The organism is Stenotrophomonas muris, assembly GCF_052751275.1.
The window spans coordinates 3,365,347-3,380,000 of record NZ_CP199879.1 but is presented as its reverse complement, the minus strand read 5'-3'; the positions used below and the strand labels follow the sequence as shown (position 1 = coordinate 3,380,000).

At 66.4% G+C, this 14,654-nt stretch carries 9 protein-coding genes and 3 rRNA genes (1 of these 12 running past the window's edge); 8 read left to right on the top strand and 4 right to left on the bottom strand.

What is annotated here, in order from left to right; all coding sequences use genetic code 11:
• The 3 genes from ACUVWL_RS15755 to rrf (ACUVWL_RS15745) all read left to right on the top strand — a co-directional run.
• Window positions 1-661: ribosomal RNA gene (locus ACUVWL_RS15755) — 23S ribosomal RNA — on the top strand (it extends 2,219 nt beyond the left edge of the window).
• A 125-nt stretch (window positions 662-786) separates the two neighbouring features.
• Window positions 787-901, top strand: a 5S ribosomal RNA gene (rrf, locus tag ACUVWL_RS15750).
• A gap of 133 nt (window positions 902-1,034) precedes the next feature.
• Window positions 1,035-1,149: ribosomal RNA gene (gene rrf, locus ACUVWL_RS15745) — 5S ribosomal RNA — on the top strand.
• 314 nt (window positions 1,150-1,463) lie between these two features.
• Here the strand turns inward: rrf (ACUVWL_RS15745) and ACUVWL_RS15740 are convergent.
• Both ACUVWL_RS15740 and ACUVWL_RS15735 read right to left on the bottom strand, forming a co-directional pair.
• Window positions 1,464-3,173, bottom strand: a complete 1,710-nt coding sequence (locus tag ACUVWL_RS15740) for a M28 family metallopeptidase (protein WP_445978549.1) — start codon at window positions 3,171-3,173, stop codon at window positions 1,464-1,466.
• Between the two features lie 86 nt (window positions 3,174-3,259).
• Window positions 3,260-3,922 carry a hypothetical protein gene (locus ACUVWL_RS15735; protein ID WP_014645682.1) on the bottom strand — a complete coding sequence of 221 codons (663 nt, stop codon included), beginning with the start codon at window positions 3,920-3,922 and terminating at the stop codon, window positions 3,260-3,262.
• Window positions 3,923-4,017: 95 nt separating this feature from the next.
• Between ACUVWL_RS15735 and ACUVWL_RS15730 the strand changes: the two genes are divergently transcribed.
• Both ACUVWL_RS15730 and ACUVWL_RS15725 read left to right on the top strand, forming a co-directional pair.
• A complete protein-coding gene (locus ACUVWL_RS15730) occupies window positions 4,018-5,319 on the top strand; it encodes a murein hydrolase activator EnvC family protein (RefSeq protein ID WP_014645683.1) in 1,302 nt (433 codons plus the stop codon).
• Between the two features lie 108 nt (window positions 5,320-5,427).
• Entirely contained in the window at window positions 5,428-6,876 is a 1,449-nt protein-coding gene (locus ACUVWL_RS15725; protein ID WP_445978548.1) for a S41 family peptidase, read from the top strand.
• Window positions 6,877-6,959: 83 nt separating this feature from the next.
• Here the strand turns inward: ACUVWL_RS15725 and ACUVWL_RS15720 are convergent, their stop codons facing one another.
• Window positions 6,960-7,652 carry a rhomboid family intramembrane serine protease gene (locus ACUVWL_RS15720; RefSeq protein ID WP_005414994.1) on the bottom strand — a complete coding sequence of 231 codons (693 nt, stop codon included), beginning with the start codon at window positions 7,650-7,652 and terminating at the stop codon, window positions 6,960-6,962.
• A gap of 225 nt (window positions 7,653-7,877) precedes the next feature.
• Here ACUVWL_RS15720 and ACUVWL_RS15715 point away from each other — a divergent pair, with 225 nt between their 5' ends.
• The 3 genes from ACUVWL_RS15715 (at window position 7,878) to ACUVWL_RS15705 (ending at window position 11,078) form a co-directional block, all read left to right on the top strand.
• On the top strand, window positions 7,878-9,305 hold the full coding sequence (locus ACUVWL_RS15715) for an outer membrane protein transport protein (RefSeq protein WP_049419231.1): 1,428 nt from the start codon (window positions 7,878-7,880) through the stop codon (window positions 9,303-9,305).
• A gap of 113 nt (window positions 9,306-9,418) precedes the next feature.
• The gene (gene pnuC / locus ACUVWL_RS15710) at window positions 9,419-10,018 is read left to right on the top strand and encodes a nicotinamide riboside transporter PnuC (protein WP_014645686.1); all 600 of its coding nucleotides are present in this window, start codon (window positions 9,419-9,421) and stop codon (window positions 10,016-10,018) included.
• On the top strand, window positions 10,005-11,078 hold the full coding sequence (locus ACUVWL_RS15705) for an AAA family ATPase (RefSeq protein ID WP_445978547.1): 1,074 nt from the start codon (window positions 10,005-10,007) through the stop codon (window positions 11,076-11,078). Before pnuC ends, ACUVWL_RS15705 begins: the two co-directional genes overlap by 14 nt.
• A 151-nt stretch (window positions 11,079-11,229) precedes the next feature.
• On the opposite strand, the gene putA is transcribed toward ACUVWL_RS15705, so the two are convergent.
• Window positions 11,230-14,448 carry a bifunctional proline dehydrogenase/L-glutamate gamma-semialdehyde dehydrogenase PutA gene (putA, locus tag ACUVWL_RS15700; RefSeq protein WP_014645688.1) on the bottom strand — a complete coding sequence of 1,073 codons (3,219 nt, stop codon included), beginning with the start codon at window positions 14,446-14,448 and terminating at the stop codon, window positions 11,230-11,232.
• Window positions 14,449-14,654 lie beyond the last annotated feature (206 nt).

Genomic DNA, 14,654 nt, shown 5'->3' with positions numbered 1-14,654 from the left:
GTTTGACTGGGGCGGTCTCCTCCTAAAGAGTAACGGAGGAGCTCGAAGGTACGCTCAGCGCGGTCGGACATCGCGCACTGTGTGCAAAGGCATAAGCGTGCTTGACTGCAAGATCGACGGATCAAGCAGGTAGGAAACTAGGACTTAGTGATCCGGTGGTTCTGTATGGAAGGGCCATCGCTCAACGGATAAAAGGTACTCCGGGGATAACAGGCTGATACCGCCCAAGAGTTCATATCGACGGCGGTGTTTGGCACCTCGATGTCGGCTCATCACATCCTGGGGCTGTAGTCGGTCCCAAGGGTATGGCTGTTCGCCATTTAAAGTGGTACGCGAGCTGGGTTCAGAACGTCGTGAGACAGTTCGGTCCCTATCTGCCATGGGCGTTGGAGATTTGAGAGGGGCTGCTCCTAGTACGAGAGGACCGGAGTGGACGAACCTCTGGTGTTCCGGTTGTCACGCCAGTGGCATTGCCGGGTAGCTATGTTCGGAAGCGATAACCGCTGAAAGCATCTAAGCGGGAAGCGCGCCTCAAGATGAGATCTCCCGGGGCACAAGCCCCCTGAAGGAACCATGTAGACTACGTGGTTGATAGGTCAGGTGTGTAAGTACAGCAATGTATTGAGCTAACTGATACTAATGATCCGTGCGGCTTGACCATATAACCTCAAGTTGCCTTGGCTTTACGACAGCGTCGTAAGAGCATCCAAGTGCACGCTACGTCACAAGAACTATGCGAGGCTGGCGCCTTGTCCCCCGGGACGAGTGCGACGCTCCAAAAGCCTCCCTGGTGAAATTAGCGCTGTGGAACCACCCGATCCCATCCCGAACTCGGAAGTGAAACGCAGCTGCGCCGATGGTAGTGTGGCTCAAGCCATGCGAGAGTAGGTCATCGCCAGGGTTTATACCCAAAACCCCGCTGCTCACGCAGCGGGGTTTTTCTTATTAAGTGAAGGCACTGCATTTTGCGGGTCCCTTCCGCCCCAAGGGCAAGATCGCGAAGCTGGCGCTGCAAGCGCTGCTGCAACCGTCTCCCTGGTGAAATTAGCGCTGTGGAACCACCCGATCCCATCCCGAACTCGGAAGTGAAACGCAGCTGCGCCGATGGTAGTGTGGCTCAAGCCATGCGAGAGTAGGTCATCGCCAGGGTTTACACCCAAAACCCCGCTGCTCATGCAGCGGGGTTTTTCTTTGTGCGCAGGAAACCCCGGTAGTGCCGGCCGCTGGCCGGCAATCCGATGGCGTTGCATTGCCCGGTAGATCCACGCCATGCGTAAGTGCTCCGCGAGGAGCATGGCGCCAACCAGGGTTGGCCGCTACCAATCGATTGCCGGCCAGCGGCCGGCACTACCGGCAGATCCACACCAACCGTGGATGAGCCGCCGACGGTACGCAAAAGAAAAGCGGCGCCCCGTGGGGCGCCGCTCTGCTCTCAACAGTGCTCAGTCGAGCATGGCCCGACTTTACTTGGCCGGGACCTTGTCCTTCATCATCGCGTCGCGGGCTGCCTTGAACGGATTGCCTGCATACCAGTTCGGCCAACGATCGCCACCGGCCAGTTCCTTGCCCACGCCGTACATCAGCTGCAGGTCTTCGACGGTGCCGTCCAGCTTCCAGGTGGCGGCGTCGAACTCGTCCTTCGGGCCGTGGTAACGGTTGGCGCCGTAGTCCGCCGCCGCCTTGCGGCCCGCTTCCACGCCACCCTCGCGCAGGTCTTCGCCGCCATCGGCGTACAGGGCCGGCACACCCGCCTTTGCGAAGTTGAAGTGATCGGAGCGGAAGTAGAAGCCGCTCTGTACCGAGGTCTCACCGTGCAGGGTGCGGTCCTGGGCGGCGGCCAGCGGCTTGAGGATGTCCTCCAGCTCCGAGCTGCCGAAGCCGGTGACGGTCACGTCCTTGGCACGGCCGGCCACCGACATCGCATCGATGTTGATCACACCGGCGATCTTGTCCAGCGGGAAGGTCGGGTGGGCGACGTAGTACTTGGAACCCAGCAGGCCGGACTCTTCCAGGGTCACCGCCAGGAACACCACCGAACGCTCCGGCTTCGGCTCCTGGTGGGCCATGGCTTCGGCCACTTCGAGAATGCCAGCCACGCCGGTGGCGTTGTCGACCGCGCCGTTGTAGATGTTGTCGCCGGTCTCACCCTCATGCTTGCCCAGGTGGTCCCAGTGCGCCATGTACAGGACGGCCTCGTCAGCGCGCTTGCTGCCCGGCAGCACGCCGACCACGTTGCGCGACTGCTTCTGTGCGATCCGGCTCTTCAGGTCGACCGCAGCGGTGGCCTTCAGCGGCACTGGCTTGAAACCGCGCTTGCTGGCGTCCTTGTAGGCCTGGGCGAGGTCCAGGCCGGCACCGGCGAACAGCGCCTTGGCCGCGTCGGCGCTCAGCCAGCCCTGTACCGGGATGCGCGCTTCCGGGTCATCCTTGGCGGGCAGGTCGTACTGCGGGCCAGCCCAGGAATTCTTCACCACGTCCCAGCCGTAGGACGCGCCGGCGGTGTCGTGCACGATCAGCGCGGCGGCGGCGCCCTTGCGGGCGGCCTCCTCGAACTTGTAGGTCCAGCGGCCGTAGTAGGTCATGCGCTTGCCGTCGAACAGCTTCGCGTCGTCGACGTGGAAGCCCGGGTCGTTGACGAACATCACGACCGTCTTGCCCTTCCAGTCCTGACCGGCGTAGTCATTCCACTTCTGCTCCGGCGCATCGACGCCATAGCCGACGAACACCAGGTCGCTGGCATCGACCTTCACCTCGGCCTGGCCGGTACGGGTGCCGACCACCATGTCGGTGCCGAACTTCAGTTCGGTGGTCTTGCCGCCCTGGGTGATCTTCAGCACGGTCGATTCATCGGCCGTGGTCTCGGTCATCGGCACATCCTGGAACCAGCTGTCGCCGTTGCCAGGCTGCAGGCCGATGCGCTGCATCTGGTCGCGGATGTAGTTGACCGTCAGTTCTTCGCCCTTGCTGCCCGGGGCGCGGCCTTCGAACTCATCCGAAGCCAGGGTCTTGACCATCTCGGCGAAGTCGCCGGCGTTGATCTCCGGTGAGAACTGATGGGCGGCCGGCTTCGCGGCAGCGGTATCGGTGGGCGGCGTGGCAGCCGGCGTGGATTCGCCTTTGCAGGCACTGAGCGCGGCCGCGGCGGCCAGGCACAGGAGGAGTTTGAGGGGCATCGTCGATTCCTGGAGAACAAAGGGCGGTCGCATCTCATGCGCGACCGGTAAACGCGAGTATCACCGAAGCGGCAGGTGCGACGGGTTCAGTCGGCCGGCGCGGTTTCGGTATCGAACGGGATCGGCTCGGCCCCGGTGACCGGGCCGATGCGTGCGGTGCGATGCACGTACAGCACCACCTCGCGCTCGAACTGCAGCGGCCCACTGACGACCGCGTTGGGGCCGATGATCACGCGCGGCTTGCGGCTGGCGGTGAGCGAGACACTGAAGTTCGGCTTGCGCACATGCACGCCGCCGTTGACCTGCGAACCGATGCCGACGGTGATGTCACCGTTGACGGTCTCGACGTCTTTGCCGACGCGGCTCTCGACCAGGCCGATGCCGCCGTTCACGGTCTCGACGCCGCCTTCGATCTGGCTGCCGCGATCAGTGAAGATGCTGCCGTTGACGGTGCTGACGCCACCGCTGGCGATCACTTCGCGACCCAGGCGGACACCGCCGTTGACCGTTTCGATCTTGCCGGTGCGTGCGCGGTCGGCAACCTTCACCCCGCCGTTGACGGTGTCGATGCTTCCGGTCTCGACGCCTTCGCCGACGCGGATGCCGCCGTTGACGGTGTCCAGCTTGCCGTAGCGTTGGCCGGGTTCGGCGCTGATGCTGCCGTTGACCTTGCTGATGTTCTCCTGGGCGCAGACCGGCCCGGTGACCAGCAGTACGCCCAACAGCAGCGGAATGGATAGAGTTTTCATGGGAACCTCGATGGATGTGCGGCTGGCAGGCCGCGTGCGGAGATGTCACCATTCCCCGGTACCCCCCGCAACTGCCTGAAGTCACTGGAAAGCCCTTGCGCGACAACGCCTTCCCATCACGCCGACATCACATCGCCGCCGTACGCGGCGGGCGCTGGCTGCTGCTGGGGCTGGCTGTGGCGCTGGCCCTGCCCCTGCCGGGTGCTGCGCAGACCACCCGCGAGACCGAGCGCAAGCTGCAGAAGCTGCGTACCGAGCTGAAGGGCGTGGCGCAGGAGCGACGGCAGATCGAAGGGCAGCGTGGCCAGGCATCGCAACAGCTGCGCGAGGCCGACGAGAAGGTGGCACGCACCGGCCGTGCGCTTGCGCAGACCGAAGCGGCGCTGCGCGAGCAGGCCCAGGCCCTGGCCCAGGCCGAGCAGCGCCGCAGCAGCCTGCAAACCAACCTGGCCCAGCAGCACCGCGAACTGGCCGGCCTGTTGCGCGCGGCGTATCAGCTTGGCAATCACGCACCGCTGAAGCTGCTGCTGTCGCAGGACACGGTGGCCGATGCCAATCGCGCCCTGGCCTACCATCGTTACCTGCAGCGCGAACGAGCGCAGCGCATCACCACGCTCACCGCCGACCTGAAGGAACTGGAAGCGCTGCAGGCGCAGATCGCCGAGCGCAAGCAGAAGCTGCAGGGGGCGCAGCAGGACCAGAAGCAGCAGGCAGCGGCGCTGGCGGCCGACCGCCGTGACCGCGCGCAGACCGTGGCCTCGCTCGACGAACGCTTCAAGGACCGGCGCGAGAAGGAACAGGCACTGGGCCAGGATGCCAAGGCGCTGGAAACGCTGCTGGCCAATCTGCGTGCCGCTGCCGCCCGGGCCGAAGCCGAGCGTCGCGCGGCGGCACGTCGAGCTGCTGCCGAAAAGGCCGCTGCCGAGCGGGCCGCACGCCAGGCGGCCGCACAGGGCCGGCCACCGCCGCCGGCAACCAAGGTTCCACCTGCGGTGGCGTCGGCACCGGCACCGAAGGTCGGCGGCCTGGGTTGGCCGTTGTCCGGCAACCTGCTGGCCCGCTATGGCGGCAAGCTGCCCGATGGCCGTACCAGCAGCGGCGTGCTGATCGGCGCGCCGGCCGGCAGCACCGTCACGGCCGTGGCCGACGGCACCGTGGTGTTCTCCGACTGGATGACCGGCTACGGCATGATCCTGATCGTCGACCACGGCAATGGCTACATGAGCCTGTATGCCCACAACGACACCCTGCTGAAGGATGCCGGCGCAAGGGTCAGCCGCGGTGATGCGGTGGCCAAGGTCGGCAATTCCGGTGGCCAGGGCGTCACCGCGCTGTACTTTGAGCTGCGCCGTGGCGGGCAGCCGGTCAACCCGGACAGCTGGCTGCAGCGGCGCTGAATCCAGGCCTGCCGGATGCGGGTTGGATTCAACGGGAATTTAGCTGTGCTTCGCGCATAATCGGTGCATGTGCCTTGGGCACGATGCCAACGTCGACAGGAGTGATCCATGCGCGCAGCCCGTACCGCCACCCTCTTGCTGGCCCTGTTGCCAGCGCTGTCCTGGGCGCAGCAGACCGCGCCCGCCCCGAGCCAGGAAACCAGCGGGCAGGCAGCGAACAGCGAGGAGGCGGTGACCTCGAAGGTGCCGCTGGAGGACATCCGCCGTTTCGTGGCCGTGTACAACGCGGTGCGCGCCGCCTATGTCGATCCGGTCGATGACAAGAAGCTGATGCAGTCGGCCGTGCGTGGCCTGCTGCTCGACCTCGATCCGCACAGCACCTACTTCAACAAGGAAGACGCGCAGGCCTTCGACGAGCAGGCCAATGGTGCCTACGAGGGCATCGGCGTGGAGCTGCAGCAGCAGCCGGACAACGCCAGCATGAAGGTGATCGCGCCGATCGACGACACCCCGGCGGCCAAGGCCGGCATCCTCGCTGGTGACCTGATCATCGCCATCGACGGCAAGCCGATCAGTGCGATCGATGCCAGCGAGCCGCTGGGCGGCCCGGCCGGCAGCAAGGTGGTGCTGACCATCGTGCGCGAAGGCAAGCCCAAGCCGTTCGACGTGAGCCTCACCCGCCAGACCATCCGCGTGACCAGCGTGCGCAGCCGCCTGCTGGAACCCGGCTATGGCTACATCCGCCTGAGCACCTTCCAGGCCGATACCGGTTCGGACTTCCAGAAGCACGTGCAGCAGCTGCAGAAGCAGTCCGGTGGCCAGCTCAAGGGCCTGGTGCTGGACCTGCGCAGCAACCCGGGTGGCCTGCTGACCGCTGCCGTGCAGGTGGCCGATGATCTGCTCGACAAGGGCAACATCGTCAGCACCCGTGGCCGCATCAGCATCAGCGATGCACGATTCGACGCGACCCCGGGCGACCTGCTGAAGGGCGCACCGGTGGTCGTGCTGGCCGATGCCGGTTCGGCCAGTGCATCGGAAGTCCTGGCCGGCGCGCTGCGCGACAACAAGCGCGCGCGCGTGGTCGGCAGCCGCACCTTCGGCAAGGGCTCGGTGCAGACGGTGCTGCCGCTGGACAACGGTGATTCGGTGAAGCTGACCACCGCGCGCTATTACACGCCCAGCGGCAAATCGATCCAGGCCACCGGCATCGTGCCGGACGTCGAACTGAAGCCCGCCGCCACGCCGGCCGAGGATGCACTGCCAGCCAGCCTGAGCGACTACAGCGAAGCGACCCTGCCGGGCCATCTGCGCGGCGATGACGAAGGCACGGAGGGCTACCACGCCGGTGCGGTGCTGCCGGGCGATGGCCCGATCAACGACGCGCTGGCCGAGCTGAAGAACCCAGGCTCGGTAGCCGCACGGTTGAAGGCCGAGGCCGCCAAGGCGGATGCGGCCAAGGCCGCGAAGGCCGCTGCGGCGAAGCCGGAAGCAAAGCCGGAAGCAAAGCCGGAAGCAAAGCCGGAAGCAAAGCCCGAACCCGTCCCGGCCAAGCCTTGATTTTGTAGAGTCGAGCCATGCTCGACTGATCTACGAACGAGCGGGTGAGCGTGGAGCCGGCCAGCGGCCGGCACTATCAGGGGTCAGAATCCGTGCCGCTTGCGCAGGCGGCGCGCGATCGCGGCGCGCACGTACACGCCATACACCACGCCGAACACGAAGCCGCCGATGTGCGCCCACCAGGCCACCATGCCGAAGCTGGGGCCGATATGGGCGAACACCACCTGCAGCGCGGCCCAGACGCCGATCAGCAGGTAGGCCGGGGCGCGCACGAACTCCAGGAACAGGCCCAGCGGGATCACCACGCCCAGCCGGGCACCGGGGAACAGGGCCAGATAGGCGCCGATCAGCGCCGACACCGCGCCGCTGGCGCCGATGATGATCTGGTCCGGGCTGCCCATGGTGTAGATCGCCACCAGGTTGGACACCGCGCCGCCCACAAGGAACAGCAGCAGCAACCGCCACGGCCCCAGCACCCGCTCGGCGGGGAGGCCGAAGATCAGCAGGAACACCAGGTTGCCCAGCAGGTGCGACCAGTCGGCGTGCAGGAACAGCGCAGTGAACAGGCGCAGCACGCTGCCGTCCTGCAGGGTCGCCCACCAGTCCAGCGGACGGGTCAGGCCGGTGGACAGGGCGCCCCAGTCCAGCCAGAGACTGCCGCGGGCATCGTCCGGGCGCGAGATCGACCACAGGAATGCCAGCCACAATGACGCGAACAGCACGGGCGTGGCCCAACGCAGGGCCGCCTTCTTGCGCGACGGGAGGGAGACGAACATGCCAATAGCCTAGCGTGCGGCCACGTTCGGTGGGGACGGTCCTGTTCAGCTTTTGAGACGAAAAAACCGCCTGCGCTGTTATTGTTTCATTAACAGCTCTGGGTAATACTCGCATACGGCGTCGTATGTCGGGAGGGGAATCCGGCGCGCTCCGATGGGTCCCAGGACCCGGCGGGCGCAGGCGCACTCAGAGCACCATCACCGCTTACCGGAGAGAGAACTACGATGCAAACCGCTTCCACCATTGCCCGACTGACCCTGCTGGCCGTCGGCGTTGCCGGTGCGCTGGCCGCCGCCGATGCCAATGCTGCCGCCTTCCAGCTGAAGGAAAACAGCGCCAAGGGCCTGGGCCGCGCGTTCGCCGGCTCCACCTCGACCGAAGGTGACGCCTCGGTCATCGCTACCAACCCGGCGTCCATGCGCCTGCTCGACGGCACCCTGGTCCAGGGCGACGTCAGCGCCATCAGCTTCGGCGCCAAGTTCCGCGGCCAGGGCAAGTACGCCAACGGCGCGCCGATTTCCGGTGGCAACGGCGGCGACGCCGGCATGATCGCCCCGGTTCCGGCCGCGTACTTCCACGTGCCGTTCGGCGAGAACGACAACATGCACTTCGGTGCTTCGCTGACCGTGCCGTTCGGCTTCAAGACCGAATACGACCGCGACTGGGTCGGCCGCTACAACGGCGTCAAGACCGAGCTGCAGGCCATCGACCTGGGCGTGGCGTTCTCCTATGACGTCAACCCGTACCTGTCGTTCGGTGCGTCGGTGTTCGCCGAGCGCCTGAACGTCGACCTGACCAGTGCTGTCGACACCGGCACCGCGATCAACGCCACTGCCCAGCGCACCGCTGCGGCGCGTGTGTTGGCTGCCGGCGGCACCGCAGCCCAGGCTGCGGCGGCCTCGCAGGCCGCTGCACGCCAGGCCGCCCAGCTCGGCTTCTCGCCGGGCACCGCCGATGGCTACCTGCGCATCAAGGGCGATGAAGTGTCGGTCGGCTACACCCTGGGCATGACGGTCACCCCGGTGGAAGGCACCAACATCGCGTTCAGCTACCGCTCGAAGGTCGAGCACAAGATCACCGACGGCAAGGCCGATTTCACCATCCCGCAGAATGCGGCGGCCTTCCTGGCCACTGCTGCCCCGGGTACCTTCATCGACAGCAACGGTCGCGCGACCATCACCCTGCCGGCCAGCGCCACCGTGGGCTTCACCCACCGTGTGAACGACCAGTGGCAGATCATGGCTGAAGTCACGCGCACTGCGTGGAGCAAGTTCGACCAGGTCGTCGTCGATTACGACTCCAACCAGCCGGACAGCGTGCTGCCGTTCCACTACCGTGACACCACCTTCGCGTCGATCGGTACCGATTTCCGCGTGAACGACAAGCTGACCCTGCGCGGCGGCCTGGCCTATGACCAGACCCCGACCACCGATGCCCACCGCGACGTGCGCGTGCCGGACACCACCCGCAAGTGGCTGTCGCTGGGCATGACCTACGCCGCTTCGGACAAGATGGAATACAGCGTGGGCTACACCCACCTGTTCACCAAGGATCCGAACATCACCTCGACCTCGGCCACCGGCAACACCGTGACCGGCAAGTACAAGGTCAGCGGCGACGTGCTGGCGGCGTCGATGCAGTACAAGTTCTGATTCGGGCGATTGCCTGGAGCAGTACGAAGGAGGCCCCGCGCAAGCGGGGCCTTTCTTTTTGTAGGGACGGGCCGGGGCGTCCACGCAGCGCACGGATCCACGACAATAGCGCCATGAACCTGTCCGATCCGAACTTCCAGCTGGAGCTGGCTGCCAACATCGCCGTCGCCGGCTCGATCCTGCTGGCCGGCCGCAACAACGTGCACACCTGGTGGCTGGGCATCGTCGGCTGCGCCTTGTTTGCTGCCGTGTTCGAACGATCGCATCTGTATGCGGACATGGTGCTGCAGTTCTTCTTCATCGCCATCAGCGTGCTGGGCTGGTGGCAGTGGCTGCGTGGTGACCATGGCGCGCCGTTGCCGATCACTTCATTGCGGCCGCGCGCCTGGGCCTGGCTGGCGCCGCTGGCGGTAGTGGCCACGTTCGGCTACGGCTGGATGCTGACCCGCCTGACCAATGCCTATGCGCCGTACATCGATTCGGCGGTGCTGGTGTTGAGTGTGATCGCGCAGATCCTGATGATGCGACGCAAGCTGGAATCGTGGTGGGTATGGCTGCTGGTGAACACCGTTGCGGTGCCGCTCTACTACAGCCGTGGCCTGCACCTGACCTCGATCCTGTATGTGGGCTTCTGGATCAACGCGCTGGTCGCCTTGCGCCATTGGCGGCACCTGATGCGGGACGAGGCCAGGGCGGCCGATGCCGCTGCCTGAGCGCGTTGCACGCGGCCTGGTGGTGGGCAAGTTCTGCCCGCTGCATCGCGGCCATGAACGACTGATCGACTTCGCCGCCACGCGCTGCCAGCAGCTGCTGGTGATCGGCTGGTCGCAGCCGGGCTTTGCCGGCTACAGCGCTGCGCGCCGCGAGCGCTGGCTGCGTGCGCGTTTCCCGCAGGCCACGGTAGCGGTGCTTGACGACGCGCGACTGGCCGCATTGTGCACGCAGCATGGCTTGCCGGTGCGAGCGCTGCCGCAGGACAGTGATGACGAACAGGTGCAACGTGACTTTACCGCCTGGCTGTGCCTGAACCTGTTCGGTGGGCCGGTGCAGGCGGTGTACACCGGTGAGGACTACGGTGACGGCTTCGCGCAGGCGCTGGCCACGCACTTCGGTGCGCCGGTACGCCATGAGCGGCTCGAACGCGCATTGGACGTCGGGCAGGCCTGCGGCACCGAGCTGCGCAGCGATCCGCATGCGCATCGCCATGGGCTCGCACCGCAGGTGTATGCCGACCATGTACAGCGCGTGGCCTTCATCGGTGGCGAGTCCAGCGGCAAGACCACGCTGGCCCGCGTGCTGGCCGAGCGTCTGCAGACTGTCTGGGTGCCGGAGTATGGCCGCACGCTGTGGGAGCAGCGAGGCGGAGAGCTGACGCCGGGCGATCTGCTGCGCATCGCAATGACACAGCCACAGCACGAAGACGAAGCTGTGCGGCGTGCGCATCGCTGGCTGTTCTGCGATACCACGCCGCTGGTGACGCTGGGCTACAGCGGCTGGATGTTTGGCACGGCGCCGCAGCCGCTGCGGCAAGCGGCACGACGACGCTACGACCTGCTGTTCCTGTGCGCGCCGGATATTCCGTTTGACCAGGATGGCACGCGCGTGGGCGAAGCTTTCCGGGCGCAGCAGCATGCGTGGTACCTGGAGCAGCTGCAGGCAGAGGGTGTCGCGTATGTGCTGCTGGAAGGCGATCTGGAGACGCGCATCGCACGCGTGCAGGGCGAGCTGGCGAAGCGGGCGGACAATCGGTTCAGTGTCGCCTTGCCTCTGTAGAGCCGAGCCCACGCTCGGCTGCGCCAGAAAAGCCGAGCATGGGCTCGGCTCTACAGCCAGGAAAGCCGAGCGTGGGCCCGCCTCTACAGGAAGCAAAGCACAAAAAACCCCGCGCTCGCGGGGTTTTTTGTTTACTGCATCAAGCAGGCGATCAGTCGCCCAGGGTCAGCAGCGAGGCGTTGCCGCCGGCGGCGGTGGTGTTCACCGTCACCGTCTTTTCGGTAGCGAAGCGCAGCAGGTAGTGCGGGCCGCCGGCCTTCGGGCCGGTGCCGGACAGGCCCTGGCCGCCGAACGGCTGCACGCCGACCACCGCGCCGATCTGGTTGCGGTTGACGTAGACGTTGCCGACGTGGACGCCGTTGCTGATGCGATCAACGGTCTCGTCGATGCGCGAATGCACGCCCAGGGTCAGGCCGTAGCCGGTGGCATTGATCTGGTCGATCACCGCGTCGAGCTGGTCGCCCTTCCAGCGGATCACGTGCAGGACTGGCCCGAAGATTTCCTTGTGCAGCTGGCCCAGGTCCTTCAGTTCATACGCGCGCGGTGCGAAGAAGGTGCCATTGGCCGCTTCGGCGGACAGCTCGGCGGCCGCGATCAGGCGCGCTTCGCGGTCCATGCGCTCGGCGTGGTCCTGCAGGATCTTCAGCGCGTCGGCGTCGATCACCGGGCCGACGTCGGTGGACAGCAGGCCCGGGTTGCCGACCTTCAGTTCCTTCATCGCGCCGGCCAGCATGGTCATCACCTTGTCGGCGATGTCGTCCTGCACGAACAGCACGCGCGCGGCCGAGCAACGCTGGCCGGCGGAGGTGAAGGCCGAACCGATCGCGTCCTTGACCAGCTGTTCCGGCAGCGCCGAGGAGTCGGCGATGAAGGCATTCTGGCCGCCGGTCTCGGCGATCAGCACACCGATGGCGGCGTCACGCGCGGCCATGGCGCGGTTGATCGCACGTGCGGTGTCGGTGGAGCCGGTGAAGGCCACGCCGGCCACGCGCGGGTCGGCGGTCAGTGCGGCACCGACGGTGGCGCCGTCGCCCGGCAGGTACTGCACCACCTCGGCCGGCACGCCAGCTTCGTGCAGCAGCTTCACCGCGTAGTAGCCGATCAGGTTGGTCTGTTCGGCCGGCTTGGCGATGACGCTGTTGCCGGCGGCCAGTGCAGCAGCGACCTGGCCCAGGAAGATCGCCAGCGGGAAGTTCCACGGGCTGATGCAGACGAACACGCCGCGGCCGTGCAGCTGCAGCTCGTTGGACTCACCGGTCGGGCTGGGCAGCTTCTCGGCGTGGCTGAACTGCTCGCGCGCCTGCTTGGCGTAGTAGCGCAGGAAGTCCACGGCTTCGCGCACTTCGGCGATGCTGTCGGGCAGGCTCTTGCCGGCTTCCTTCACGCACAGCGCCATGAACTCCGGCATGCGCGCTTCCAGCTGGTCGGCGGCGTGCTCGAGGATGGCGGCGCGGCTGGCGGCCGGGGTGCGGTTCCAGGCCGGCTGCGCGGCTACGGCATTCGCCAGCGCCTTCTGCACGGTGGCGGCATCGGCGGCCAGCCACTGGCCGACCACTTCGCGGGTGTCGGCCGGGTTGGTCACCGGCAGCGAGGCGCCGGCCGGGTTCGCACCCGGCACCAGCGGGGCGGCCTGCCACGGCTTCACGGCCGCGTTGAGCTGCTCGGCGAGGGCGCGCAGTTCGTTGTCGTTGGCGAGGTTGGCGCCCATGGAGTTCTTCCTGTCGTGGTTCTGGCTGCGCAGCAGGTCTACCGGCAGCGGGATCTTGGGATGCGGAATCGAAGCGAACGAGGCGACCATCTCGACCGGATCGCGGATCAGGTCGGCGATCGGCACGCGCTCATCGGTGATGCGGTTGACGAAGCTGGAGTTGGCGCCGTTTTCCAGCAGGCGGCGCACCAGGTACGGCAGCAGGTCTTCATGCGAACCGACCGGGGCGTACACGCGGCAGGGCAGGCCCAGGCGATCGGCCGGCACCACTTCGGCGTACAGGTCATCGCCCATGCCGTGCAGCTTCTGGTGCTCGTACACGCCACCGTTGGCGATGCTGCGCACCGCAGCGATGGTGTGCGCGTTGTGCGTGGCGAACATCGGGTAGATCGCGTCGGCATGGGTGAACAGGCGCTTGGCGCATGCCAGGTAGGACACGTCGGTGTTCTGCTTGCGGGTGAACACCGGGTAGCCCGGATAGCCTTCGATCTGCGCGCGCTTGATCTCGGCATCCCAATAGGCGCCCTTGACCAGGCGCACCTGCAGGCGGCGACCGGCGCGGCGCGCCATGTCGGCCAGGTGGTCGATCGTGTACGGCGTGCGCTTCTGGTAGGCCTGCACGACCACGCCGAAGCCGTCCCAGCCGGCCAGCGAGGCGTCGGAGAACACCTGCTCGATGATGTCCAGCGACAGTTCCAGGCGGTCGGACTCTTCGGCGTCGACGGTGCAGCCGATGCCGTAGCTCTTGGCCAGCTGCGCCAGCTCCAGCACGCCCGGCACCAGGTCCTTCAGCACGCGCTCGCGCTTGGCGTGCTCGTAGCGCGGGTACAGCGCCGACAGCTTGATCGAGATGCCCGGTGCGTTGTTGACGTCGCCATCCGGGCGGCCGCCGCGGGCCTTGTGATCACCGCCAATGGCGTGGATCGCGCGACGGTAGTCTTCCAGGTAGCGCAGCGCGTCCTTCATGGTCAGCGCGCCTTCGCCCAGCATGTCGAAGGAGTAGCGGTAGTTCGCGTTGTCGCCCTTGTGCGAGCGCGACAGCGCCTCGCTGATGGTGCGGCCCATGACGAACTGGTGGCCCATGATCTTCATCGCCTGGCGCACGGCCAGGCGCACCACCGGCTCACCGACGCGGCCGACCAGGCGCTTGAACGCGCTGGGCGCATCGGCGCGGGTGGCGTCGTTCATCTGTACCAGCTTGCCGGTCAGCATCAGGCCCCAGGTGGAGGCGTTGACCAGCACCGAGTCGCTGCCGCCCAGGTGCTTTTCCCAGTCGGCATCGGCCAGCTTGTCGCGGATCAGCTTGTCGGCGGTGTCCTGGTCCGGAATGCGCAGCAGCGCTTCGGCCACGCACATCAGCAGCACGCCTTCTTCGCTGCCCAGGTCGTACTGGCGCATGAAGGCTTCGATCGCGCCCTGGTCCTTGGCACGCACGCGCACGCGGCCGACCAGGTCGGCGGCCAGCGCCTGCACCCTGGCCTGCTCGTCGGCCGGCAGCCGGGCCTGCGCCAGCAGCTCGCGGACGTGGCTGGCCTCGTCCTTCAACCAGGCATCGGTGATGGCCTGGCGGAACGGGTTGGGGGGCGCCGGCAGTTCCGGCGACAGCAGCACGCCGGGACGCTGGGCGTCGCTGGCGGCAGGGGAGGAGGAAGGTGCGTTCATGCCGGTCCGGCCAATGGAAAACTTGGCGATTTTAATCATTTTTGCGGGTTGCGGAAGTGCCCCGCAGCCACCTTAGTGAAGGGCTGATAGCCCCTAATGGTGGTGGATTCAGCGTGTTCAGCAAGCCCGGCAATATTTGTGCTGAATTCGGCATTCGCGCCGCCGACCCCATGCTGTGTTGCAGCATGGGAAAAAGTGTGAATGCA